This window comes from Pseudomonas sp. 2FG (genome assembly GCF_005502935.1).
GTDB lineage: Bacteria > Pseudomonadota > Gammaproteobacteria > Pseudomonadales > Pseudomonadaceae > Aquipseudomonas.
Genome location: NZ_SCMP01000003.1, coordinates 1 through 24,576, shown reverse-complemented (window position 1 = coordinate 24,576; position 24,576 = coordinate 1). Strand labels below are relative to the sequence as shown.

Genomic DNA, 24,576 nt, shown 5'->3' with positions numbered 1-24,576 from the left:
ATCGATATCCAGTATAAAATTTTGGACTATTTGATCGAATTTGTGAGGGTGTAGTGGACGAAGAGTTTTGGCAGAAGCGTTGGTCACGCAACCAGATTGGTTTTCATTTGACCGAGATTAATCCCTACCTGCAGCAGCATTGGCCCGCATTGAATATTCCTCAGGGCGCGCGAGTGCTGGTGCCCTTGTGCGGCAAGAGCCTCGACTTGGCCTGGTTGGCAGCGCAAGGCTTGCAGGTAGTGGGTATCGAATTGGCGGAGAGGGCGGTTGAGGACTTCTTCAGCGAGCAACAGCTGCAGCCACAGATCGGCCAGCGGGGTGCCTTCAAGGTGTATCAGGCTGGGGCCGTGCAGCTCTGGTGTGGTGACTTTTTCGCCCTGACGGCTGAGGATGTGGCCGATTGCGTGGCGCTCTATGATCGAGCTGCGTTGATTGCCTTGCCGCTGGAGATGCGTGAGCGTTATGCGACGCATCTGGCGAGTATCCTGCCGCACGGCTGCGAGGGTCTATTGATTACCCTCGACTATGACCAGGTGCTGATGGAGGGGCCGCCCTTTGCGGTTGCCGATGAAGAGGTGCAGCGGCTGCTAGCGGCGGGCTGGCAGTTGCAGTCCCTCGAGGCGCGGGATGTGTTACCGGCGCAGAACTGGAAGTTTCTTCAGCGTGGGCTGGATCGGCTGGATGAGCGGGTTTATCGCATGGTTCGACGTTAGTTTATCTAAGGCAATAAAAAGGGCGGCTCACGCCGCCCTGTCTTGGCTCGAAGCCGATTAGCCGCGCTGACGCAGTGCTTCGATACGCTGTTCCAGCGGTGGGTGGCTCATAAACAGGCTTTTCAGACCGTGTTTGATGCCGCCGTTGATGCCGAAGGCGGTCAGGGTTTCCGGCATGTGCACCGGAACGCCCTGTTCGGAGCGCAGGCGTTGCAGGGCGCCGATCATCGCGCTGGTGCCGGCCAGGCGGGCGCCGGCTTCGTCGGCGCGGAACTCGCGTTTGCGCGAGAACCACATGACGATGATGCTGGCGAGGATGCCCAGGACCATTTCGGCGAAGAAGGTCGCGACGTAGAAGCCGATGCCGTTGCCTTCCTCGTTCTTGAGAATGACCTTGTCGACGAAGTTGCCGAAGATCCGCGCGAAGAACATCACGAAGGTGTTCACCACGCCTTGGATCAGTGCCAGGGTGACCATGTCGCCGTTGGCCACGTGGCCGATTTCATGGGCCAGTACGGCTTTCACTTCATCCGGCGAGAAGCGTTCCAGCAGGCCCTGGCTGACCGCTACCAGGGCGTCGTTCTTGTTCCAGCCGGTGGCGAAGGCATTGGACTCGTAAGCGGGGAAGATACCGACCTCGGGCATCTTGATCCCGGCTGCGCGGGACAGTTCCTCGACGGTTTGCAGCAGCCACTGTTCGTGGCGGGTGCGCGGCTGGCTGATGATCTGGGTGCCGGTGCTCATCTTCGCCATCCACTTGGAGATGAACAGCGAGATCAGCGAGCCGGCGAAACCGAACACGGCGCAGAAAACCAGCAGGCTGCCGTAATTCTGGCCGGTAAAGCGGTCTACCCCGAGCAGCTTGAGGGTGATACTGGCAATCAACAGCACCGCCAGGTTGGTGGCCAGGAACAACAGAATGCGCATCATGGTGTGAAGCTTCTCCTCACGGCAAAAGACGTATGACTAATGCGGGCTATATAAGGGCGCGCCCCCTCGCTATTCAACCGAGGGACTATTTCAAACTGTGTCGCTTGCGCCCATCAGGTTGCTGGCGAACAGCAGGCGGGTCAGGCGCGCGACGCGTTCACTGTGCTGGCTGGCCAGCGCTTCGCGTAGCTGGTGAGCGAGGGTTGAGTGTACTCGACGCACGCTGGGTGGCAGGCTTTCGCCTTCGCGCAGGGCCTGAGGGGTGCCGCGCGACAGGCGCAGGAAGCCCTTTTCGCTGAGCACGGCCTGATCCAGCGCGTCTTGCTGGATGGTCGAGTCGTAGCGCAGATAGCCTTCATCCGCCAACCAGAGTAGGGCGCCAAAGCAGCTCTGATGCCGTTTGCTCGGCAGGCCGAACTCGTCGGGCTCTTCGCGGCCGATCAGATCCTCGACATACAGGCCGACTCTGCGCGGGAAGGTTTGGTAGAGCAGCAGCAAACCGGCGGCGGCATCTTTATAAAAATCGTCGATCTGCAGATCCATCAGTGTTTGGCCTGGCTCATGGCGCGCAGTTGCTTATTGGCTGTAGGTCTTGAGGAAGTTGCCGATTCGCCCAATCGCCTGATCCAGGTCGTCCAGGCGCGGCAGGGTGACCACGCGGAAGTGATCCGGCCACGGCCAATTGAAGGCGGTGCCTTGCACGACCAGGAGTTTCTCCGACAGCAGCAGGTCGAGGACGAACTTCTCGTCGTTGTGGATCGGGCAGACCTTCGGGTCGATTTTCGGGAACGCATAGAGCGCGCCCATCGGCTTGACGCAACTGACGCCGGGGATGTTGTTGAGCAGCTCCCAGGTGCGGTTGCGCTGCTCGAGCAGGCGGCCTTGTGGCAATACCAGGTCGTTGATGCTCTGGTAGCCGCCGAGGGCGGTCTGGATCGCATGCTGGCTCGGCACGTTGGCGCACAGGCGCATGTTGGCGAGGATATCGATGCCTTCGATGTAGCTCTGCGCCTTATGCTTCGGCCCGGAGATGGCGACCCAGCCGGAGCGGAAACCGGCCACCCGATAGGACTTCGACAGCCCGTTAAAGGTCAGGCACAGCACGTCCGGCGCCAAGGAGGCGGTGCAGATGTGCACGGCCTCGTCGTAGAGAATCTTGTCGTAGATCTCATCGGAGAACAGCACCAAATTGTGCTGGCGCGCCAGTTCGACCATGCCCTCCAGCACTTCCTTGGAGTACACGGCGCCGGTCGGGTTGTTCGGGTTGATGATCACCAGCGCCTTGGTGTTCGGCGTGATCTTGGCCTTGATGTCGTCCAGATCCGGCCACCAGTTGGCTTGCTCGTCGCACAGGTAATGCACCGGATTGCCGCCGGCCAGGCTGACTGCGGCGGTCCACAGCGGGTAGTCCGGGGCCGGGATCAACACCTCGTCGCCGTTGTTGAGCAGGGCCTGCATGGACATCACGATCAGCTCGGACACGCCGTTGCCGAGGTAGATATCCTCGATGCCGACGCCTTCCACCTGCTTTTGCTGGTAGTACTGCATCACCGCCTTGCGGGCGCTGAACAGACCCTTGGAGTCGCTGTAACCTTGGGCGGTCGGCAGGTTGCGGATCACGTCCTGGAGGATTTCCTCCGGGGCTTCGAAGCCAAACGGCGCCGGGTTGCCGATGTTCAGCTTGAGGATGCGATGACCTTCCTCTTCCAGGCGTTTGGCGTGCTTGAGCACCGGCCCGCGAATGTCATAGCAGACGTTGGCGAGCTTGTTCGATTTGCTGACCTGCATGTGTGTAATCCCGAAATGAACGAACGCCGTAGAACAGGCTGGTAAAAGTCAGCTGGGCGCGGCTTGGCAGCCTGTAGCGCGGGTGACAGACTGGCGTCTAAAGTGCGGCAATCATACGTGTGGCCCGGGCCTCGGAAAAGGTACAGGTCGGGCTTTTTTCAGATGAAGAGGTGGACCCATGGACAAGCTCGAGAAACCCCTGGATGCCTGGCGTGACGAACTGTCCGACGAGCAGTTTCACGTCTGCCGGCTGGGCGGGACGGAGCGCGCGTTTACCGGCAAGTATCACGCCGACAAAACCCCGGGCGTTTACCACTGCGCCTGCTGCGACGCGGCGTTGTTCGACTCCGAGGCCAAGTTCGATTCCGGCACCGGCTGGCCCAGTTACTACCAACCAGCGTCCAACGGTGCGATCGCCAGCAAGGACGACTTCAGCCACGGCATGCACCGTATCGAAGTGACGTGCGCCAAGTGCGATGCGCACCTGGGGCATCTGTTTCCGGATGGGCCGAAGCCGACGGGGCTGCGCTACTGCATCAATTCGGCGTCGCTCAAACTCAAGCCGCGGCCATAAGTAGTCAAGAGAAGGCCTGCTGATCAGCGGGCCTTATTTTGGGCTAATTAAATTGCATGCAATTGAATTGCTCGCTATTTTGCTTGTTGTCCCCACTCTAATTCAGGAGCCAGCCCCATGAGCGACGCACTTTTCGACATTCCCTGCACCACCATCAAAGGCGAGCAGAAGACCCTGGCCGATTTCGGCGGCAAGGCCGTGCTAGTGGTCAACACCGCCAGTAAATGCGGTTTCACCCCGCAATACAAAGGCCTGGAAACGCTCTGGCAGGACTACAAGGACAAGGGGCTGGTGGTCCTGGGTTTCCCCTGCAACCAGTTCGGTAAGCAAGAGCCGGGCAACGAAGGCGCGATCTCCGAATTCTGCGAGTTGAACTTTGGCGTGAGTTTTCCGCTGTTCAAGAAGATCGAGGTGAATGGCGAGGGCACTCACCCGCTGTTCGTCCAACTGAAAAAACGCGCGCCAGGCCTGCTCGGTAGCCAGGGCGTGAAATGGAACTTCACCAAGTTCCTGATCGGCAAGGATGGCAAATTGGTCAAGCGTTTCGCGCCGACGACCAAGCCAGAGGACCTGACTGCCGAGATCGAAGCCCTCTTGAAATGACCGAGATGAATGTGCCGCAACTCGATGCGTTAACGGCGCTGCAGCTCGACAATCAGCTGTGTTTCAAGCTGTATGCCGCCTCGCGTGCGGTGACCCGAGCCTATAAGCCGGTGCTCGATCGGCTCGGTCTGACCTACCCGCAGTACCTGGTGATGCTGGTGCTCTGGGAGTGGCAGGGCGCAGCGCCTGAGCAGCCGACGGTGAAGGCCTTGGGTGAGCGCCTGCTGCTGGACTCCGGTACGTTGACGCCGCTGCTCAAACGTCTTGAGCAGTTGGGGTTGGTGCTGCGCCAGCGGGCGACGCGGGATGAGCGCGAAGTGCATCTGGCGTTAACTGCCGCAGGCTTGGCCTTGCGCGAGCAGGTGCTGCCGTTGAAGACGCAGTTGCTCTGCACAATCGGGCTCGATCTGGATGAGTTGGATGAGTTGCGCGGTCGTATCGGCGATTTGCTCGATCGGCTTATGGCCGTGTCGTAGTCGGTAACCAGTGCTCCAGTAAGGCGATCAGCTCTTCACGGCGAAAGGGTTTGGCCAGGTAGTCGTTCATGCCGGCGGCGGCGCAGCGTTCACGTTCGTCCGGCAGGGCGTTGGCGGTCAGGGCGATGATCGGCAAGTCCGGCCAGCGTCCGCTCTGGCGAATCCTGCGGCTGGCTTCATAGCCGTCCATCACCGGCATGTTGCAGTCCATCAGGACCAGATCGACGGGCTCTCGCTCCAGGCAGTCGAGCGCCTGACCACCGTGCGCGGCGATCAGCACCTTGCAACCCATCTTGCTCAGCATGCCTTTGGCCACCAGTTGGTTGACCGGGTTGTCTTCTACCAGGAGCACGCGCCCCTGTCTTTGTGCCTGTGGTGCTGCGTGAGCGGGGCTGGCGACTCTCTCGGCGTGCGGCTGCAGGACGCGCTGTAGGGCTTGATAGAGCGTTGTGCGCGCCAAGGGCCGAGCTATCTGCTCCATGGGGGCCAGGGCGGCGGCTTGCTCGCTGGGCATGAAGTTGCCGTAGGCGGTGATTAGCAGGATGGGCTGCCGGATGGTCGGGCGCAGGCCGAACAGCGCTTCCGGGCAGTCGCTAATCAGCAGCTCGGCCTCGCTGCCCGCAAGCTCGGCCGCGCTGTCCAGGCGCTGATAATTCAGGCCCCAGACCGGCAGCAGGTTGCCCAGCAGCTCGCTCAGGCCGCTACTGGCAGGACTGAGCGCAATCACGCGGCCTTTTAGCGGCGGCAGTCGCAGTGTCGGGGTGGCGCTGGAGAGCGGCAGCTCGACGCAGAACTGGCTACCAACGCCTACCTGCGAGGTGAGGCTGAGCTGCCCGTGCATGGCCTCGCAGAGTTGCCGAGTCAAGGCCAGGCCGAGCCCGGTGCCACCGTACTCGCGGGTGATAGTCGCGCCGGCTTGGGCAAATGGCTGGAAAATCCGCGCTTGGGCTGCTTCGGCGATGCCGATGCCGCTATCGCCGACGATGATCTTCACGCCCAGGTCATTGGCGCTGACGCGTACATCGACGCGGCCGGAGTGAGTGAACTTGAGGGCGTTGGACAGCAGATTGCTGACGATCTGGCGGATACGGGTCGGATCGCCGAACAGCTGCGCCGGCAGCAGTGGATCAATCAGGCAGGTCAACTCGACACTGGGGCCGGCGTTCTGCGACAACAGGCTGGCGGTGTCCTCGACCAGCGCGCCGAGGTCGAAGGGGATGCGCTCCAGCTCCAGCTGGCCGGCCTCGAACTTGGATAGATCGAGGATGTCATTCAGCAGTTCCACCAGCACCTTGCCGGAGTCGTGGGCGATCGACAGTTGTTGGCGCTGCTCGGTATTCAGCGGGCTGTCGAGTGTCAGGGCGAGCATGCCAAGCAGGCCGTTGAGGGGCGTGCGGATCTCGTGGCTCATGTTGGCCAGGAAGGTTGCGCGTGCCAGGGCCATCTCATGGGCCCTGTTGTGTGCGAGCTCCAGCTCTTGATTCGACAAGGTCAGGCGGGTGTTGCTCGCTTTCAGCTCGGTGGTGCGGGCGGAGATGATGTTCTCGAGTTCGCTGAGGTACTGGGTCAGGCGATCCTCGGCCTCGCGCCGTTGTTCGATTTCCTCGGAGAGGCTGGTCAGTTGCTGGTTGGTGACATCCACCAGGGTGCCGATTTCATCGTGCTCATGGCCGGTCGGGCACGGCAGCCTTTCCCGTGTCGGGTTGCGCAGATCGCGCGCGCTTAGGGCGTGGATAATGCCGATGAGCGGTTTGGTCAGCATGAAGTAGAACAGCACCAGCAGGATTAACGAGAGCAGTAAGCTGTAGGCAAAGCCGCCGAGCAAGGTGAGCAGGGCGCGCCGCAGGAAGTGGTTGCCGAAGGCGTAGGTGTCCACTTCCAGGCGCAGTAGGCCGAGGTTTTCATGGGGCGCGTGGACAACGAACAGCGGATCCTCGAACTGCCGGCGCTCGCCGAACAGATAATCGCTGAATAGCCGATAGTCGCTCTCGATGCGTGGGCGGTTGCCGCTGGCCAGGCTCGCACCACTGTCGTCGAGGAGCTCGGCACCGACCACCGCGGGCGATTGCAACAGGCCGGCAACCAGTTCCTGGGCCAGCTCTGTATCGATGTTGTAGGCGATGCGGGTGGCGGGGTTGTGGCTGATCTCCAGTAGCGCACGCATCTCGCGGTTGATGGAGGCATCCTCGCTAGCATAATCGCTGCTCACCTGAAGCAGGCTGAGCAAGGTGCCGAGGATGAATGCTACCAGTACCGTCAGGCTGGCCTGTTTGAATGACAGGCGATGGGTGAGCGATATATCCATGGGTAGCTGGGCCAGCCTCGTGTCCGTGCGCTCGCCAAGCATAGCCGATCTGACTCGTTGGCTGGCAGGGCGCATTGCCTCTGATCGATCCTAAGGAGCAAACCGTGGACTCCCGTTTGAGTGCTTTCCTAGAACGTGCGGATGCCGTGCTGGCGCGTCTCGAACCCCTGTTGCCGGCGCCGCGGGTGCCGCTCGACTGGAGTCAGAGCCTGGCGGCACGCGGGCACCGTGAAGGCCGCAGTGGGTACTTGCAGCCGCTGACGCTGAGCCTGGATCTGAAGCTGACGGATTTGCTCGGCGTGGATACCCAGCGTGACCAGCTGGCGCGTAACACTCGGCAGTTCGTCGCGGGCCTGCCGGCTAACCACGCCTTGCTCTGGGGCGCGCGTGGCACGGGCAAGTCCTCGCTGGTGCGGGCGCTACTGGCCGACTGCTGAGCAGGCGGGAGAAGGTTCGCGACATTAAGAAGCCCGGCGATGCCGGGCTTCTTTTATCGGCTCTAGTGGTTAAGCCTTGCCGCTCAGTTTGGCCAGCATCTTCTGCTCGCCTGGAAGCACTGCCTGTACCGACTCACGCGCCTTGATCCGGGCGTATAGCGCCGTCAGTCCGGGCCAGCGCTGGGCATCCAGTTGTTCGCCGCCGTGCTCCATGTTGATCAGCTGGCAGGCGAAGGCCAGGTCGGCCACGCTCAGCGCCTCACCGACAAAGTAGGCGGCGCTACCCAGGGTCTTCTCCAGGTAGTCGAAGTGCGTCGGTAGCTTGTCGTTCAGTGCGGTCTGTACCGCGGCTTCATCGCAGAGCTGGCCCATGCTCGGTTTGAGGGCGCGGTTGCGAAAGATGGCAAAGGTGGTCAGCGGCGCCAGCTCGTAGTCGGCGTACTTCTCCAGCCAGCGCACCTGGGCGCGTTGTTCGGCGTCGCGGCCGTAGAGCGGCGGCAGGTCGGCGTGTTTGTCTTCCAGGTACTGGCAGATCACGCTGGAGTCGGCGAGGGTGAAGTTGCCGTCCTTGAGCGCGGGGATGCGGCCGAGCGGGCTGAGTTCGCGGTACCAGGCCGGCTGACCGAGCGTGGTGATGATTTCCAGCTGATAGTCGAGGCCTTTCTCGGCCAGAAACAACCGCAGCTTACGTACGAAGGGGGAGAGTGGGGCGCCGTAGACGGTCAGGCTCATGTGGAGGGGCCTCTTCTGCTCAGGTTGGTGTTAAAGGGCAAAGGATCGGCCTTAGCGGTGCATATTCTTCTTCCAATCGTCATCGCCTGCCAGTGACTTGAGACCGTCAGTTAGTTGGCTGGGTTCGTCGGCCTCCGGCTTAATATTTTCCAGCACCAGCGAATTGGCCGCGCCAATCGGCTTTCCAGCTACTTGAGCGAGCGCTTAGATAGGCATCAGTTTCTGGTCTGAAGTCGTTGATTTAAAGTAATTTTCACTCAAGTGTTGACGGCCTTGGAAAGGCTCCCTAGAATTCGCGCCACTTTGCAGCGCTAAGCCAACAGGTAGAGCCTGCAAGGCACGGAAAATGTGCGTCATGGCTTGTTCATGAGCTCCGGGCAACGTCCCCTTCGTCTAGTGGCCTAGGACACCGCCCTTTCACGGCGGTAACAGGGGTTCGAGTCCCCTAGGGGACGCCATTTTCTGTTGTAGATTCGCAGTTGTAGATGCAGTTCAAGCGGGAATAGCTCAGTTGGTAGAGCACGACCTTGCCAAGGTCGGGGTCGCGAGTTCGAGTCTCGTTTCCCGCTCCAAATTTACCAAGCAATGCTGCTAAGCGTTGTTTGTCCCCTTCGTCTAGTGGCCTAGGACACCGCCCTTTCACGGCGGTAACAGGGGTTCGAGTCCCCTAGGGGACGCCATTTTCTGTTGTAGATGCAATTCAAGCGGGAATAGCTCAGTTGGTAGAGCACGACCTTGCCAAGGTCGGGGTCGCGAGTTCGAGTCTCGTTTCCCGCTCCAAATACACAAAAACGCTGCTCTCTGAGCGGCGTTTTTGTTCCTGCATACTTTGTTGAATATAAGTGTGCAGCATGAAAAAGGCCCGCCGGTATTTGCCGTGCGGGCCTTTTGCTTTCCGGGCTTTTAGTGCTTGCTGCTTTCCTGGGGGAGTGCCAGCAGCTGCTTTTCCTGCACCCAGTCGAAGGGTTCGTCATTTTGCGCGGCTTCGTAGCGACGCTCGTCGAGGGCCTGGAACAGGCTGATTTCCTCATCCGGCATGAAATGCAGGCAATCGCCGCCGAAGAACCACAGCAGGTCGCGGGGGACCAGGTGGGCGATCTGCGGGTAGCGGTGGATGACCTGGCAGAGCAGATCCTGACCCAGGTAGAGGCTTTCTTCCGGAGACGCCTGCAGCAGCGTCAACAGCTCATCGAAACGGTCGAGGAACAGTGCATGGCTTTCCTCGGGAACCTGCTCGGCCTCGCCCAGGGCGACCAGGATGCCGCGCAGGTGCGCGAGCAAGGCGAGATGGTGGTCGAGATAGGGGCTGGCCATGGGCAAATCCTCAAGAGCAAAACGGGCGCGGCAGTATAAAGCTCCCGGCGCCCGCTGTCCTCCTAGCAGGCCGTTGAAAAAGGCCAGAGCGCGTTTGGCTCTGGCAAAATGACCGTCATCTTTATCATGCCGACCTCAGCCCAAGCCAATGCGTGGACTCGACCTCAAACAAAACGAGCTGTTCAGCTATACGACGCTGGAGCAGCGCATCCCGAACGATCATCCACTGCGTCCCCTGCGCGAGTTGGTCGATACCGTCCTGGCCTCGATGGATCAGGCTTTCGACGGTCTCTACTCCACGTTGGGGCGGGCCTCGATCGCTCCGGAGCGGCTGTTGCGCGCGTCGTTGCTCCAGGTGATCTACACCCTCCGTTCCGAGCGGTAGTTGGTCGAGCAGATCGAGTTCAACCTGCTGTTTCGCTGGTTTGTCGGCTTGTCGATGGACGAGCGAATGTGGGATCACTCGACCTTCAGCCAGAACCGTGAGCGCCTGTTCAATCAGGAGGTGGCGCGCTTGTTCTTCCAGCGCATCAAGTCGCTGGCCGCCTGGTCCGAATACGCCAGCGGTGAGCATTTCAGCGTGGACGGCACGCTGATCGACGCCTGGGCCTCGCACAAGTCCTTTATCAAGAAGGACGGCGGCGAACCGCCAGCGGATGGCACACGCAACCCCAGCGCCGACTTCAAGGGCGAGAAGCGCAGCAATGCCACGCATCAATCCACCACCGATCCCGAGGCCCGGCTGGCGCGCAAGAGCAACGGTGATGCTGGAGCGCACCGCCAAGCCGGGCAGCACGGTAGGGGCGGACAAGAACTATGACCAGCAAGGGTTTGTCCGAGGTGCCCGTGAGCTGACGGCATATCAGGATAAATAGCTGCAAAGGCCCCTTTGCTTTTGATCTGAGAGTGATTATCGTTCGCACACCAAAGGAAAGTGGCTCCGGATCATGCCTGATATTTACCCCGCATCGCGTTTTTCCCGTCTCTGGCTGATCGCTCTGAGTCTGCTTGCCATCGTCCTGCTGTGGTGGCTGTGGCCGGCGCAGCCAGCGGCAAAGGATGGGCGTGGCGGGCCCTGGGGGCACGGCAATGGGCCTGTACCCGTGCGTGTGACTCGCGTCAGTCAGGGCGATTTCCATGTCGAACTCAAGGCCCTGGGTACGGTCACCGCGTTGAATACGGTGAGTGTACGTAGCCGCGTGGATGGCGAACTGGTCAAGGTGTTGTTCGAGGACGGGCAACTGGTCAAGGCCGGGGATCTGCTGGCGCAGATCGACCCGCGCGGCTATCAAGTTGCCCTGCAGCAGGTCGAAGGTATCTTGAGGCAGAGCCAGGCGCAGCTGCAGAACGCCGAGATCGACCTGGTTCGCTACCAGGGCCTGCACGCCGAGGACTCCATCGCCAAGCAGACCCTGGATACCCAGCAAGCTCTGGTCGACCAGTACCGCGGCACGGTGCAGAGTAACCAGGCCGCCGTCGCCGATGCCCGCCTGAATCTCGAATTTACCCGCATTCGCGCGCCCATCGACGGGCGCCTGGGCTTGCGCCAGATCGATGTCGGCAACCTGGTGCGCAGTGGCGACACCATTCCACTGGTGGTGATTACCCAGGTCAAGCCGATCTCGATCAACTTCACCCTGGCCGAGACCGACCTGCCGTCGGTGCTGGAGCGCGTGCGCAATAACGAGAAGCTGCTGGTGCAGGCCTGGGACCGTGGCGAGCAACGGTTGCTGGCCGAAGGCACCTTGCACAGCCTGGACAACCAGATCGACATCGCGACCGGTACGGTCAAGCTCAAGGCGCGCTTCGACAATGCCGGCGAGCGTCTGTTTCCCAACCAGTTCGTCAACGTGCGCCTGCGCGTGGAGACCCGCCAGGGGGCCACCCTGATTCCGTCCGCAGCCTTGCAATACGGCGCGCGCGGCACCTTCGTGTTCCTTCTCGATCAGGATGACAAGGTGCAGATCCGCGCAGTCAGCGTGGCCGCCAGCGATGGCGCGCAGAGCCTGATCGGCGCGGGCCTGAGCATCGGCGAACGGTTGGTGCTGGAAGGCACCGATAAGCTCAAGGATGGCAGCGTCGTGCAGGTGATTGACGAGCCCACCGCCCTGGCCCAGCCGTCAGTACCGGCCGCCAAGGCCAAGCAGAAGCACGATGCATGAACGTTTCACGCCTGTTTATCCTGCGTCCGGTTGCCACCACTCTGTTGATGGTGGCGATCTTTCTCACCGGCCTGATCGCCTACCGCCTGCTGCCGATATCGGCGCTACCGGAGGTGGATTACCCGACCATCCGCGTGCTCACCCTCTACCCGGGCGCCAGCCCGGAGGTAATGACCAGTGCAGTGACAGCACCACTGGAGCGCCAGTTCGGCCAGATGCCGGGGCTCAAGCAGATGTCCTCGACCAGCTCCGGCGGCGCCTCGGTGATCACCCTGCGTTTCAGCCTGGAAGTGAACCTGGACGTAGCCGAGCAGGAGGTGCAGGCGGCGATCAATGCGGCGAGCAACCTGCTGCCCAGCGACCTGCCGGCGCCGCCGGTGTACAACAAGGTCAACCCGGCTGACACCCCGGTGCTGACTCTGGCGATCAGCTCCAAGACCCTGCCGCTGACCGAGGTGCATGACCTGATCGACACGCGCATGGCGCAGAAGATCGCGCAGATCAGTGGCGTCGGCCTGGTCAGCCTGGCCGGCGGCCAGCGCAAGGCGGTACGCATCAAGGTCAACCCCGAGGCCCTGGCCAGCCACGGCCTGAATCTCGCCGACGTGCGCACGCTGATCAGCGCCAGCAATGTCAACCAGCCCAAGGGCAACTTCGACGGTCCGACCCGCGTCTCGCAGCTGGACGCCAACGATCAGTTGGAGTCGGCCGAGGCCTACCTGGAGCTGATCCTCAAGTACGAGAACGGCGCACCACTGCGCCTCAAGGATGTTTCGACCATCATCGACGGCGCCGAGAACGAGCGCCTGGCCGCCTGGGCCGACCGCAACCAGACCGTGCTGGTGAGCATCCAGCGCCAGCCCGGGGCCAACGTTATCGAAGTGGTCGAGCGCATCCAGCAGCTGCTGCCGCAGATCACCGCCGGCTTGCCGGCCAGCATCGAGGTCAGGCTACTCACCGACCGCACCCAGACCATCCGCGCGGCGGTCAACGACGTGCAGTTTGAGCTGGTCCTGGCCATCGGCCTGGTGGTGCTGGTGACCTTCCTGTTTCTGCGCAAGCTCTCCGCCACCCTGATTCCGTCGATCGTGGTGCCGCTGTCGCTGATCGGCACCTTCGGCGTGATGTACCTGGCCGTTTTCTCGATCAATAACCTGACCCTGATGGCGCTGACCATCGCCACCGGCTTTGTGGTCGACGATGCCATCGTCATGCTGGAGAACATCGCCCGTCATCTGGAGGCGGGCGAGACACCGCTGAATGCCGCGCTCAAGGGCGCCAGGCAGATTGGCTTCACCCTGATCTCGCTGACCTTCTCGCTGATCGCGGTGCTGATCCCGCTGCTGTTCATGGAGGACGTAGTGGGGCGGCTGTTCCGCGAGTTCGCCATCACTCTGGCGGTGGCCATCCTGATTTCCCTGCTGGTGTCGCTGACCCTCACGCCGATGATGTGCGCCCGCCTGCTTAAGGCTGAAAAGCCCGAGCAGCAGGGGCGCTTCTACCGCGCCAGTGGCGCCGTGATCGACGCCATGATTGCGCGTTATGGCGTCGGCCTGCAGTGGGTGCTGAAGCACCAGCCGCTGACCCTGCTGGTGGCCCTCGGCACCCTGGTGTTGACCGTGTTGCTGTACCTGGCGGTGCCCAAGGGCTTCTTCCCGGTGCAGGACACCGGGGTGATCCAGGGCATTTCCGAGGCGCCGCAGAGCATTTCCTTCCGCGCCATGAGCGAGCGTCAGCAGCGCCTGGCCGCAGTGATCCTGCAGGATGCAGCGGTCGCCAGCCTGTCGTCCTATATCGGCGTGGACGGTGACAACGCCACGCTCAACAGCGGCCGCCTGCTGATCAACCTCAAACCCCACGGCGAGCGCGAGGTCAACGCCAGCCAGGTGATCGAGCGCCTGCGCCCGCGGCTGGCGGCGATTCCCGGTATCCAGCTGTACCTGCAGCCGGTGCAGGACCTGAGCATCGAGGACCGGGTCAGCCGCACCCAGTTCCAGTTCAGCCTGGAGTCGCCGGACGCCGCGCTGCTGGAGGAGTGGACGAGCAAGCTGGTCGAGGCCCTGGGCCAGCAGGCCGAGCTGATCGATGTGGCCAGCGACCTGCAGAACCGTGGCCTGCAGCTGTACCTGCAGATCGACCGCGACGCCGCCTCACGGCTGGGCGTGAGCATTGGCGACATCGACGATGCGCTGTACGACGCCTTCGGCCAGCGGCAGATCTCCACCATTTTCACTCAGGCCAGCCAGTACCGCGTGGTGCTGGAAAGCGCCGGCGCAGGCAGCCTAGGCACTGCGGCGTTGCGGCAGGTGCACGTGGCCACCGCCAGTGGCGGGCAGGTGCCGCTGGCGTCCCTGGCGCGCATCGACGAGCGCGCCGCCAGCCTGCTGGTCAACCATATCGGCCAGTTCCCGGCGGTGACCCTGTCGTTCAACCTGGCCGAAGGGGTTTCCCTGGGCGAGGCGGTGGCGGTGATCGAGCGGGTGCAGCGGGACATTGGCCTGCCGGCCGGTATCCAGAGCCAGTTTCAGGGCGCTGCCGAGGCCTTCCGTGCCTCGCTGTCGAGTACCCTGCTGCTGATTCTGGCGGCGATCGTGACCATGTACATCGTGCTGGGTGTGCTCTACGAGAGCTATATCCACCCGATCACCATCTTGTCGACACTGCCCTCGGCGGGGGTTGGCGCGTTGCTGGCACTGCTGCTGTCCGGCAACGACCTGGGCCTGATCGCCATTATCGGCATCATCCTGCTGATCGGCATCGTCAAGAAAAACGCGATCATGATGATCGACTTCGCCCTCGAGGCTGAACGCCAGCAGGGCATGGCACCCGAGGCGGCGATCTACCAGGCGGCGCTGCTGCGCTTCCGGCCGATCCTGATGACCACCCTGGCCGCGCTGTTCGGCGCCATCCCGCTGATGCTGGCCAGTGGCTCCGGCGCCGAGCTGCGCCAGCCCCTGGGCTTGGTGATGGTCGGCGGCCTGCTGCTCAGCCAGGTGCTAACGCTGTTCACCACGCCGGTGATCTACCTGTATTTCGACCGGCTGGCGCGGCGGGTCAGCGGGCGTAGCGCCTCCGGCGTGCTGGTCAGCTCATGAACATCTCCGCGCCCTTTATCCGCCGCCCGGTCGCCACCCTGCTGCTGAGCCTGGCGATCCTGCTGCTCGGCGGGGTCAGCTTCGGCCTGTTGTCGGTGGCGCCGCTGCCGAAGATGGATTTTCCGGCCATCGTGGTCACCGCCAACCTGCCCGGTGCCAGCCCGCAGGTGATGGCCTCCAGCGTGGCCACGCCACTGGAACGTGCGCTTGGCGGCATCGCCGGGATCAGCGAGATGACCAGCCGCAGCAGCCAGGGCCGGGCGCAGATTGTCATTCTGTTCAACCTTGGCCGTGATGTGGATGCCGCCGCCCGTGAGGTGCAGGCGGCGATCAACGCCGCGCGCAACCTGCTGCCCAGCGGCATGCGCAGCATGCCGACCTACAAGAAGTTCAACCCGGCGCAGGCGCCGGTCATGGTGTTGTCGCTGACCTCGCCGGTGCTGGACAAGAGCCAGCTGTACGACCTGGCTTCCACCGTGCTGGCGCAGAGGTTGGCGCAGGTGCAGGGCGTCGGTGAGGTACAGATTGGCGGCAGCTCGCTGCCGGCGGTGCGCGTGGCGCTGGAGCCGCGTCAGCTCGACCAATACGGCATCGCCCTCGATGAGGTGCGCAGCGCCATCGTCCGGGCCAACCTCGATAGGCCCAAGGGCGCGGTGGAGGATGCCAACCGCCATTGGCAGATGCAGGCCAATGACCAACTGGTGAAGGCGGCCGATTACCGAGCGCTGATCATTCGTTACCAGAACCACGCGCCGGTGCGTCTGGGCGACGTGGCGCAGGTCCGCGATGGGGTGGAGGACCGCTACAACAGCGGCTTCTACAATGACGCTGACGCGGTGCTGATGGTGATCAACCGCCAGCCTGGCGCCAATATCATCGAGACTATCGAGGGCATCCGCGCCGAGCTGCCGGCGCTGCAGGCTGTGATCCCGTCCAGCGTGCAGCTGGAAGTGGCGATGGACCGTTCGCCGGTGATCCGCGCCACCCTGCATGAGGCCGAGCGCACCCTGCTAATTGCCGTGGCCCTGGTGATCCTGGTGGTGTTCGCCTTCCTTGGTCGCTGGCGTGCCGCGTTGATCCCGGCGCTGGCGGTGCCGGTGTCGCTGGTCGGCACCTTCGCGGTGATGTACCTGCTGGACTTCTCGCTGAACAACCTGTCGCTGATGGCGCTGATCATCGCCACCGGCCTGGTGGTGGACGATGCCATCGTGGTGCTGGAGAACATCTCGCGGCATATCGAGGCCGGCGATAAGCCCCTGGCCGCGGCCTTCAAGGGGGCCCAGGAAGTCGGCTTCACCCTGCTGTCGATGAACCTGTCGCTGGTCGCGGTGTTTGTTTCCATCCTGTTTATGGGCGGCATCGTCGGTAACTTGTTCCGCGAGTTTTCCATCACCCTGGCCGTGGCGATCCTGATTTCCATGCTGGTGTCGCTGACCCTGACGCCGATGCTCTGCGCCCGCTGGCTCAGGGCCGAGGCGGGCAAGGAACAGCGCCAACCCAGCCGCCTGCAGCGGTTCGGCGCGCACTTGCAGAAACGGTTGCTGGATGGCTACGGGTGTAGCCTGGATTGGGCTCTGCGGCATTCGCGGCTGACCCTGTGCAGCCTGCTGGCGACCATAGTGTGCAACGTGTTGCTGTTCGCCGAAGTACCGAAAACCTTTATGCCGCAGCAGGACACTGGCCAATTGATCGGCTTCGTGCGCGGCGACGACGGCCTGTCGTTCAAGGTCATGCAACCGAAGATGGATATCTATCGGCGCGCCTTGCTGGCCGACCCGGCGATCCAGAGCGTGGCGGGCTTCATCGGCGGCGAAAGCGGCATCAACAACGCCTTTCTGGTGGTGCGCCTGAAGCCTATCGCCGAGCGCGGGGCCTCCGCCCAGCAGGTGATCGAACGCCTGAACGGCAGTCTGCCCAAGGTACCGGGCGCCCGGCTGATGCTGATGCCGGATCAGGACTTGCAGTTCGGCGGCCGCCAGGGCCGCAGCTCGGAAAACGAATACGTGCTGCTGGCCAGCAACCTGGACGACCTGCGTACCTGGCTGCCCAAGGTCCGTGATGCCCTGGCCGCGTTGCCCGAGCTGACGGCTATTGACGCCAAGGAAGGCGAGGGTGCGCAGCAAATTCGCCTGTTGGTGGATCGTGGCGAAGCGCAGCGCTTGGGCGTGGACATGGCGATGGTCACCGCGGTGCTCAACAACGCCTTCAGCCAGCGGCAGATATCCACCATCTACGACAGCCTCAACCAGTACAGCGTGGTGATGGAGATCGATCCCAAGTTCGCCGAATACCCGGAGGCGCTGAAGCAGATCCAGGTGATCAGCGCTGCTGGTGCGCGGGTGCCGTTGTCCGGCTTCGCCCGCTGGGAGCGCAGCCTGGAGGAGGACCGGGTCAACCACCAGGGCCAGTTCGCCGCGGAAAACATCGGTTACTCGCTGGCCCCGGGTGTGACCCAGGAGCAGGCCAACCAGGCGATTGCCCGCGCGGTGGCCGAGGTCAACCTGCCCACCGAGGTGCAGGGCCTGGTCGGCGGTACCGGCGGTGCCTTCGAGGCCGCGGCCAAGGGCCAGCCGCTGATGATCCTCAGCGCGCTGGTGGTGGTGTATATCGTCCTCGGCATCCTCTACGAGAGCTATATCCACCCGCTGACCATCCTCTCCACGCTGCCCTCGGCCGGGGTTGGCGCGCTGCTGGCAATCATCCTCAGCGGCGGCGAGTTCAGCCTGATCTCGCTGCTCGGCCTGTTCCTGCTGATCGGCGTGGTGAAGAAGAACGCCATCCTGATGATCGACCTGGCCCTGGAGCTGGAGCGCCACGACCAGCTCAGCCCGCAGGAGTCGATCCGCCGTGCCTGCCTGCTGCGCTTCCGGCCGATCATGATGACCACCCTGGCCGCCATGCTCGGCGCCTTGCCGCTGCTGCTGGGCATGAGCGAAGGGGCGGAGATGCGCCAGCCGCTGGGCCTGGCCATCGTCGGGGGGCTGTTGCTCAGCCAGTTGCTGACCCTCTACACCACCCCGGTGGTCTACCTCCATCTCGACCGCCTGCGCCACAGTGTCAACCGCTGGCGCGGCGTGCGTACCGATGCTGCCCTGGATACGCCCGTATGAAGCCTTCGCTCCTTCGCCTGCTGGGCCTCGCCATCGCCACCCTGGCCCTGGGCGCCTGTGCCATCGGCCCCGACTACCAGCGCCCGGATTCTGCCGAGTCGGTGCAGTTCAAGCAGGCTGCCGGCTGGAAAGCGGCGGCTCCGGCGGACAGCGTGCTGCGCGGCAACTGGTGGGCGCTGTATGGCGACGCCGAGCTGGACCAACTGGTCGAGCGGCTCAACGCCAATAACCAGAGCCTGGCCTCGGCCTCCGCCCAGTACCGCCAGGCCAGGGCACTGGCCCGCGGGGCACGGGCGGCGTTCTTCCCCAGCCTTGCGCTGAACAGCGGCCTGACCCGCGCGGGGCAGGGCGGGGGTGACAGTACCATCGGCACCACCGGTGGGGTCAGCGTTAGCGGCGCCAATGCCGCGCAGGTGTCGAAGAGCTACGAGGCTGGCCTGGGCGTCAGCTGGGAAGTTGATATCTGGGGCAAGCTGCGCCGCCAGCTGGAAGCCGACAGCGCCAACCTGCAAGCCAGCGCCGCCGACCTCGCCGCCGTGCGCCTCAGCCAGCAGGCCGAACTGGTGCAGAGCTACCTGCAGCTACGGGTGCTGGACCAGCAGCAACGCCTGCTCGACGAGACCGTGGCCGCCTACCAGCAGGCCTTGCGCATCGCCGAAAATCAGTACAGGGCCGGCATCGTGCCGAAATCCGACGTGACCCAGGCGTTGACCCAGCTGAAAAGCACCGAGGCCGAGGCGCTCGACCTGCAACAGCCGCGCGCCCTGCTGGAGCATGCCCTGGCCGTGCTGGTCGGGGTGGCACCGGCGCAGTTCGAGTTGGCCGTGCGCGAACAGGTTCCGCAACTGCCGACGGTGCCGCTGAGCCTGCCATCCAGCTTGCTGGAACGGCGCCCGGATATCGCCGCGGCCGAGCGCCGGGTGATCGCCGCCAACGCCAAGATCGGCGTGGCCCAGGCCGCCTATTACCCGGACCTGGCCCTGTCCGCCAGTGGCGGCTACCGCAGCGGTGGGCTCGACGACTGGATCAGCCTGCCCAATCGTTTCTGGTCGATCGGTCCGCAGTTCGCCCTCAACCTGTTCGACGGTGGGCTGATCCGCTCCCAGGTTGAGCAGGCCGAAGCCAGCTACGACCAGACCGTGGCCGGCTACCGGCTGAGCGTGCTGGAAGGCTTGCGCGAGGTGGAAGACTACCTGGTGCAGTTGGCCGTACTGGAGCGCGAGGCGCTGGTGCAACAGCAGGGCCTGGAGGCGGCGCGCGAGTCGCTGCGGCTGATCCTCAGTCAGTACCAGGCCGGCAGCGTGGAGTTCACCGACGTGGTCAGCGTGCAGGCCAGCGCCCTGTCCAACGAGCGTACTCGTCTGACCCTGCAGGGCAACCGCCTGACGACCAGTGTGCTGCTGATCGCCGCTCTCGGGGGTGGCTGGGATGGCGTGAGCGCTGACGAGGCCACGCCGGACTGAGCATATGCAAGCCGGTCTGGCCGATGGCGGTGTGCTACTCAAGGTCAAGGCCGAGCCTTGACCTTGAGTAGCCTGATTATCGCGCAAACGCTCTAGCGCAAGCCTTTCGCCATGCCGGAGCGGGTCCATCCGAGTGAACTTTCTCAGTCGTAGTCATTGTAATGATAATTATTATCATTATTATGCGCATCAGGTCGCAGCCGAGGATGGGTCGATGGGGAGTTTTTTCAGCTTGGGCACGCACGCCGCCATGTCGACGTGCATGCCTGGCAAGGTCAGGGAGACTGAGCTGGAGAGTCTCTATATCGAGAGTCGACGGGTGCTGATCGATTCTGCGCAGGCGCTGCTGAGTTGCCGTTCGCGCGCCGAGGATGTGGTGCAGGATGCTTTCCTCAAGCTGTGGGAGAGCGGCGATCGACACGCTATCGAGGACCCGCTGCGCTACCTGTTTCGCATGGTGCGCAACCTGGCCATCGACCGTTTGCGCCGGTTGCTTCTGGAAGGGCGCTACAGCGCCGGTGAAGACATGCTGGACGAGTTGCCGGCGCCGCAATCGGACACCGAGCAGCGCGCCATCTGTCAGCTCGAATGGCAGCGCCTGCAGCATGCCCTGGGCGAACTGCCTGAGCGCACCCGCACCGTATTCGCCATGAGCCAGCTGCAAGGCTACAGCCAGCGCGAGGTGGCGAGCCATCTGAACGCATCGCCGACCCTGGTGCATTTTCTTTTGCGCGACGCCCTGAGCCACTGTCGAGCCTGCCTCGAAGCCGAAGCCGCTTGAGCTCGCCAGCCTGGTTTTTCACCCTGCCCGCCGTTTTGGAAGCCATTCGATGAAACTGCTCAAACTGCTGTTCCGTGATAATCGTCTGCCGCTTTCCGGCATCGTTTTGCTGAGCTTGTGCAGTGCCGTGCTCAGTATCGGGGTAATAGTCTTTATCAACCTCAACCTGATCACCCTGAAGGGCGAGCTTGCCGCCACGCTGTTGCGCTTTCTCGGCTTGCTGGCACTTCTGCTGGGGTGCGCGGCGGCCGGGCAGATTGCCCTTCACCGCCTGGGTCACGGCTTTGTTTATCGCCTGCGGCGTAGTCTGGTGCGGCGCGTCCTGGATACCGATATCGAGCGCCTGGAGCAGATCGGTGGCGCGCGCATCCTCGCTAGCCTGTCGAGTGACATCCGCAATATCACCATCGCCTTCGTCTACTTGCCGGAGCTGGTCTATGGCCTGATCCTCAGCCTGGCCGCTTTCGCCTACCTGGCCTGGTTGGCACCGGCGCTGTTCGGGGTTACTGCCGCTTGGCTGGGGCTGACGCTGATCGTTGGCTGGTTCTTCGTCGGCAAGGTCAACCGACACATTCGCCTGCTGCGCGAGGCCGAGGACCACCTGTACCAGGACTATCAGGCGATCATCGACGGGCGCAAGGAGCTGGCGCTGAACCGCGATCGCGCGCGCCGCCTGTTCGATGAGGAGTTCGACCGCGACGCCCGCGCCTACCGTGACAATGTCACCCGCGCCGATATCTTCAATGGCCTGGCCGGTAACTGGGCCAACTGCATGGTGCTCGGCAGCATCGGCCTGGTGTTCTTCTGCGCCAGCGGCCTGGGCTGGGCCGAAGCCAGTGTCGCCGCGACTTTCGCCCTGACCGTGCTGTTTTTGCGCGCGCCCATGGTTGCCACGGTTGCCGCGTTACCCAGCCTGCTGGCTGCACGGATCTCCCTGGACAAGCTGGAAGCCCTGGAGCTGGCGGTCGAGAGTGAAGAAATCGCCGTGCTAGCCCATCCAGGGGCGTGGCAGTGCTTGCAGCTGGCGGCTGTCGAGTATCGCTATCCGGGGGATGGCGATGAAACCGGCTTCGATGTCGGCCCCATCGATCTTGAGCTGCGCCGCGGCGAGCTGGTGTTCCTGGTCGGTGGCAACGGCAGCGGCAAGTCGACCCTGGCCCGTTTGCTCAGCGGCCTGCATCGGCCCTCGGCCGGGGAAATCCGTCTGGACGGGCGCGTGTTGCAGGCCGGGCAGTGGCCATCCTACCGCCAGCTGTTCGCCAGCGTGTTCACCGACTTCCACCTGTTCGCGCGCCTGCTCGGGCCGCAGGGCGCAGAAGTCGAGGAGTCCCTGGTCGGCCAGTGGCTGGAGCGCCTGCACCTGCGCCACAAGGTGCGTTTCGCCGACGGTCGCCTGGCCGATACGCGCTTCTCCCAGGGCCAGCGCAAACGCCTGGCGTTGCTCCTGGCGCTGCTTGAGGGGCGTGACATTCTGATCCTCGACGAATGGGCGGCCGACCAGGACCCGCTGTTCCGTCGCCTGTTCTACCGCGAGTTGTTGCCGCAGCTAAAAGCCGCCGGCAAGACCATCCTCGCCATCACCCACGACGACCACTACTTCGACCAGGCCGACCGTTTGCTGAAGATGGATGGCGGCCGTCTGCTCGAGTTGACCGGCCAGGCCCGCGCGCGCGCCACCGAGGATGCGGTGCGCGAGATCGGCGGCCAGGTCAGTAGCGCGCGGCTCAACGAGCTCGCCTGACTGCGCTGTCCTCGGCGGCTGCGGTCGGCGCGGGTGCGCACGTTTTTCGGTTCTGAATGAAAATTATTCGCAGTCTAGTCCGTCTTTACACCGAACCCTCCGCAACCTGTTCCCCAAAGGTATCCCCATGAGTCTGGACAGCCCGCAAACCACCTTCCTGGTGGTGATTAACGACGAACAGCAGTACGCCATCTGGCCGGCCTACAAGGCCGTACCCGCCGGTTGGGTGGACGTAGGCGTGCAGGGCGACAAGCCCAGCTGCCTGGCGCATATCGCCAAGGTTTGGGGCGACATGCGCCCGCGTAGCCTGCGCGAGGCGATGGACGCCTGATGCGGCCGTTCTGCCTGGATCAAGCCGGTGCCAGCGCCATGTCTTACATTTGCGGGCCGCAGCATTTGCATGGCGCCTGGTAACGCGAAACCAGCGACGTTTTCACTCGGCAATGGCTGGATGGTGAGCATGCCTGCCGGCGGCTCCAGAAAGATGAGCTGCTGTCTCTGATCGAATTTCATGCCTCGCGCCTATGCGGTGCGAGGCGGCCGGTGCGCCCTTGAGCGTCTAGGCCACTTCTGCGAGGTAGTGTTGATGCACGCGCAAACCGAGAATCCTGCTGTTGCCGCCCTGGAATGGACGCCGCTGTCTTTTGCCCAGCAACGCCTGTGGTTCTTCAACCGCCTGGAAAGCGGCAGTAACGCCTACAACCTCGGCGGCCTGCTGTGGTTTGACGGCGTGCTGGACATGGACAGCCTGCGTCACGGCCTGGATCAGGTGGTGGCGCGGCATGCGGCGCTACGCAGCATTTTCAGCGAGCGTGACGGCGTGGCTGTGCAAGCCGTACTGCCAGCGATGCCGATGCCGCTGGAAGAAATCGACCTGAGCGACCTGCCGCTGGAGCAGCAGCAAGCGCAGGTGCGCGAACTGGCGCGTGACTTCGTCGAGCGCTCCTTCGACCTGGCTGTTGGCCCGCAGATCCGTTGCGCCTTGCTGCGCCTGGACGCGCAGCGCCATGCCTTTGTGGTCGGCATGCACCACATCGTCTCCGATGCCTGGTCGGTACGGGTGCTGGTCGAGGAAATGGCCGAGTTCTACCGCGCCCGCTTGCAGCAGCGCGAGCCGCTCATGCCTGCGCAACAGGTGCAGTACAGCGAATACGCGGCTCGCCAGCGCGAGTGGCTGGGTGCCGATGCCGGCCGCGAGCAGATGGATTACTGGCGTGAGCGCCTGGGCAACGAACAACCGCCGCTGAGCTTGGCGCCGGACTTTCCACACAGTGCCCAGGCTGCCCGCTGCGCTGCCTATCGCACGCTGCACGTTGAACCAGCCTTGGTCGCGCGCCTGCGCGACCTGGCCAAGGCCAGCGGCGCGACCCTGTTCACCGTGCTACTGGCGGTGCTGCAGGTGCAGTTTGGGCGTTTGTCCGGCCAGCGCGAGGTGCGTATCGGTGTGCCGGTAACCGGTCGTGCCAAAGGTTACGAGCGGCTGGTGGGGTTCTTCGTCAACACCCTGGTGCTCAAGGCCGAGCCGCAACCGGATAGCTCCGTCAGTGCCTGGCTGGCACAAACCCGCCAGGGCCTGAAAGAGGCGCAGGCCCACCAGGACATCCCCTTCGAGCATCTGGTCGAAGAGCTGGCGCCAAGCCGCAGCCTGGGTCAGCAACCGCTGTTCCAGGTGGCCTTTAACTACCGCCGCCAGCACCCGCTGGCTGCCAGCTGGCTGCCAGGCATCGAGACCCGTCTGGAAGAGCTGCCATCGCGGCAGATTCCGTTCGACCTGGCCCTGGATGCCGTGCGTGACCGTGGTGACGATCTGTCGATCACCTTTGCCTATGCCGCCGATCTGTTCGTCGTTAGCAGCATCGAGCGCTTGATTGCCGGTTTCCTCGAACTCCTCGATGGCTTTACCCGTACGCCGCAGGCGACCCTGGCCGAGCTGGCGTTGGCGACCGCTGACGAGCGGGCACGGCTGGCCGAGTGGAATACTCCGCGCCAGGCTTTCGATGCCTCGCGCCTGCTGCCCGAGCTGATCGCCGAGCAGGCGCGTCTGCGTCCTGACGCCATCGCCCTGGTGCATGGCGCTGAGCGGCTTTCTTTCGCCGAGCTGGAGGCCCGCGCCAACTGCCTGGCCCGGTTGCTGGTGGAGCAGGGCGTGCGACCCGAATCCCGCGTCGGCGTATCCCTTGAGCGCGGCAACGCCATGATCGTGGCCATGCTGGCGGTGCTCAAAGCCGGCGGTGCCTTCGTGCCGCTCGACCCGGATTACCCGCGCGAGCGCCTGGCCTACATGGTCGAAGATTCGGGGTTGCAGTGGCTGATCACTTCCTCCGAGCTGGCCGAGCGCCTGCCGCTGGGTGA

General features: G+C 63.5%; 18 protein-coding genes, 4 tRNA genes and 2 pseudogenes. 18 read left to right on the top strand and 6 right to left on the bottom strand.

The window, feature by feature from the left end:
* Positions 1 to 53: 53 nt before the first annotated feature.
* A complete protein-coding gene (locus FFS13_RS03570; RefSeq protein WP_137817747.1) occupies positions 54 to 713 on the top strand; it encodes a thiopurine S-methyltransferase in 660 nt (219 codons plus the stop codon).
* Positions 714 to 770: 57 nt separating this feature from the next.
* Here FFS13_RS03570 and htpX read toward each other — a convergent pair whose 3' ends face one another.
* The 3 genes from htpX to FFS13_RS03555 form a co-directional block, all read right to left on the bottom strand.
* Positions 771 to 1,643, bottom strand: coding sequence for a protease HtpX (gene htpX / locus FFS13_RS03565; RefSeq protein WP_137817746.1), 873 nt, complete (start codon positions 1,641 to 1,643; stop codon positions 771 to 773).
* Between the two features lie 90 nt (positions 1,644 to 1,733).
* Positions 1,734 to 2,186 carry a hypothetical protein gene (locus FFS13_RS03560; RefSeq protein WP_137817745.1) on the bottom strand — a complete coding sequence of 151 codons (453 nt, stop codon included), beginning with the start codon at positions 2,184 to 2,186 and terminating at the stop codon, positions 1,734 to 1,736.
* A 33-nt stretch (positions 2,187 to 2,219) separates the two neighbouring features.
* A complete protein-coding gene (locus FFS13_RS03555; protein ID WP_137817744.1) occupies positions 2,220 to 3,431 on the bottom strand; it encodes a pyridoxal phosphate-dependent aminotransferase in 1,212 nt (403 codons plus the stop codon).
* 178 nt (positions 3,432 to 3,609) lie between these two features.
* Between FFS13_RS03555 and msrB the strand changes: the two genes are divergently transcribed.
* The 3 genes from msrB (at position 3,610) to FFS13_RS03540 (ending at position 5,084) form a co-directional block, all read left to right on the top strand.
* On the top strand, positions 3,610 to 4,005 hold the full coding sequence (gene msrB / locus FFS13_RS03550; RefSeq protein WP_137817743.1) for a peptide-methionine (R)-S-oxide reductase MsrB: 396 nt from the start codon (positions 3,610 to 3,612) through the stop codon (positions 4,003 to 4,005).
* A gap of 117 nt (positions 4,006 to 4,122) precedes the next feature.
* Positions 4,123 to 4,608, top strand: a complete 486-nt coding sequence (locus FFS13_RS03545; RefSeq protein WP_137817742.1) for a glutathione peroxidase — start codon at positions 4,123 to 4,125, stop codon at positions 4,606 to 4,608.
* Positions 4,609 to 4,613: 5 nt separating this feature from the next.
* A complete protein-coding gene (locus FFS13_RS03540; RefSeq protein ID WP_137818000.1) occupies positions 4,614 to 5,084 on the top strand; it encodes a MarR family winged helix-turn-helix transcriptional regulator in 471 nt (156 codons plus the stop codon).
* Here FFS13_RS03540 and FFS13_RS03535 read toward each other — a convergent pair.
* On the bottom strand, positions 5,068 to 7,431 hold the full coding sequence (locus FFS13_RS03535) for a response regulator (RefSeq protein ID WP_256657805.1): 2,364 nt from the start codon (positions 7,429 to 7,431) through the stop codon (positions 5,068 to 5,070). The two genes, FFS13_RS03540 and FFS13_RS03535, sit on opposite strands and share 17 nt — an antisense overlap.
* 62 nt (positions 7,432 to 7,493) lie before the next feature.
* Here FFS13_RS03535 and FFS13_RS03530 point away from each other — a divergent pair.
* A pseudogene (locus tag FFS13_RS03530) lies at positions 7,494 to 7,820 on the top strand (DUF815 domain-containing protein); the annotation flags it as partial.
* Between the two features lie 75 nt (positions 7,821 to 7,895).
* On the opposite strand, the gene FFS13_RS03525 reads toward FFS13_RS03530, so the two are convergent.
* Positions 7,896 to 8,558 (bottom strand): glutathione S-transferase family protein, encoded by a 663-nt coding sequence (locus FFS13_RS03525; protein ID WP_137817740.1) that lies wholly within the window; start codon positions 8,556 to 8,558, stop codon positions 7,896 to 7,898.
* Positions 8,559 to 8,940: 382 nt separating this feature from the next.
* Here FFS13_RS03525 and FFS13_RS03520 point away from each other — a divergent pair.
* The 4 genes from FFS13_RS03520 to FFS13_RS03505 all read left to right on the top strand — a co-directional run bounded on the left by FFS13_RS03520 (position 8,941) and on the right by FFS13_RS03505 (position 9,338).
* A tRNA-Glu gene (locus FFS13_RS03520) sits at positions 8,941 to 9,016 on the top strand.
* Between the two features lie 38 nt (positions 9,017 to 9,054).
* Positions 9,055 to 9,130, top strand: a tRNA-Gly gene (locus tag FFS13_RS03515).
* A gap of 32 nt (positions 9,131 to 9,162) precedes the next feature.
* Positions 9,163 to 9,238: transfer RNA gene (locus FFS13_RS03510), tRNA-Glu, on the top strand.
* 24 nt (positions 9,239 to 9,262) lie between these two features.
* A tRNA-Gly gene (locus FFS13_RS03505) sits at positions 9,263 to 9,338 on the top strand.
* Positions 9,339 to 9,461: 123 nt separating this feature from the next.
* On the opposite strand, the gene FFS13_RS03500 is transcribed toward FFS13_RS03505, so the two are convergent.
* A complete protein-coding gene (locus tag FFS13_RS03500) occupies positions 9,462 to 9,872 on the bottom strand; it encodes a PA2817 family protein (protein WP_137817739.1) in 411 nt (136 codons plus the stop codon).
* A 148-nt stretch (positions 9,873 to 10,020) separates the two neighbouring features.
* Between FFS13_RS03500 and FFS13_RS03495 the strand changes: the two are divergent.
* From FFS13_RS03495 to FFS13_RS03455, 9 genes and pseudogenes are all read left to right on the top strand, one after another.
* Positions 10,021 to 10,726, top strand: a pseudogene (locus FFS13_RS03495) (transposase); the annotation flags it as partial.
* A 93-nt stretch (positions 10,727 to 10,819) separates the two neighbouring features.
* Positions 10,820 to 12,034 carry an MdtA/MuxA family multidrug efflux RND transporter periplasmic adaptor subunit gene (locus tag FFS13_RS03490; RefSeq protein ID WP_137817738.1) on the top strand — a complete coding sequence of 405 codons (1,215 nt, stop codon included), beginning with the start codon at positions 10,820 to 10,822 and terminating at the stop codon, positions 12,032 to 12,034.
* A complete protein-coding gene (locus FFS13_RS03485; RefSeq protein WP_137817737.1) occupies positions 12,031 to 15,129 on the top strand; it encodes an MdtB/MuxB family multidrug efflux RND transporter permease subunit in 3,099 nt (1,032 codons plus the stop codon). Before FFS13_RS03490 ends, FFS13_RS03485 begins: the two co-directional genes overlap by 4 nt.
* The gene (locus tag FFS13_RS03480) at positions 15,126 to 18,239 is read left to right on the top strand and encodes an efflux RND transporter permease subunit (RefSeq protein WP_137817736.1); all 3,114 of its coding nucleotides are present in this window, start codon (positions 15,126 to 15,128) and stop codon (positions 18,237 to 18,239) included. Before FFS13_RS03485 ends, FFS13_RS03480 begins: the two co-directional genes overlap by 4 nt.
* Positions 18,236 to 19,702, top strand: a complete 1,467-nt coding sequence (locus FFS13_RS03475) for an efflux transporter outer membrane subunit (protein ID WP_137817735.1) — start codon at positions 18,236 to 18,238, stop codon at positions 19,700 to 19,702. Before FFS13_RS03480 ends, FFS13_RS03475 begins: the two co-directional genes overlap by 4 nt.
* 214 nt (positions 19,703 to 19,916) lie before the next feature.
* Positions 19,917 to 20,483: a sigma-70 family RNA polymerase sigma factor gene (locus tag FFS13_RS03470; protein ID WP_137817734.1), complete on the top strand. Its 567-nt coding sequence runs from the start codon at positions 19,917 to 19,919 to the stop codon at positions 20,481 to 20,483.
* A gap of 49 nt (positions 20,484 to 20,532) precedes the next feature.
* Positions 20,533 to 22,224, top strand: coding sequence for a multidrug ABC transporter permease/ATP-binding protein (locus tag FFS13_RS03465; RefSeq protein WP_137817733.1), 1,692 nt, complete (start codon positions 20,533 to 20,535; stop codon positions 22,222 to 22,224).
* 127 nt (positions 22,225 to 22,351) lie between these two features.
* On the top strand, positions 22,352 to 22,555 hold the full coding sequence (locus tag FFS13_RS03460; RefSeq protein WP_137817732.1) for an MbtH family NRPS accessory protein: 204 nt from the start codon (positions 22,352 to 22,354) through the stop codon (positions 22,553 to 22,555).
* 255 nt (positions 22,556 to 22,810) lie between these two features.
* Positions 22,811 to 24,576: condensation domain-containing protein (locus FFS13_RS03455; protein ID WP_171006410.1), on the top strand; the 1,766-nt coding region annotated here is incomplete at its 3' end.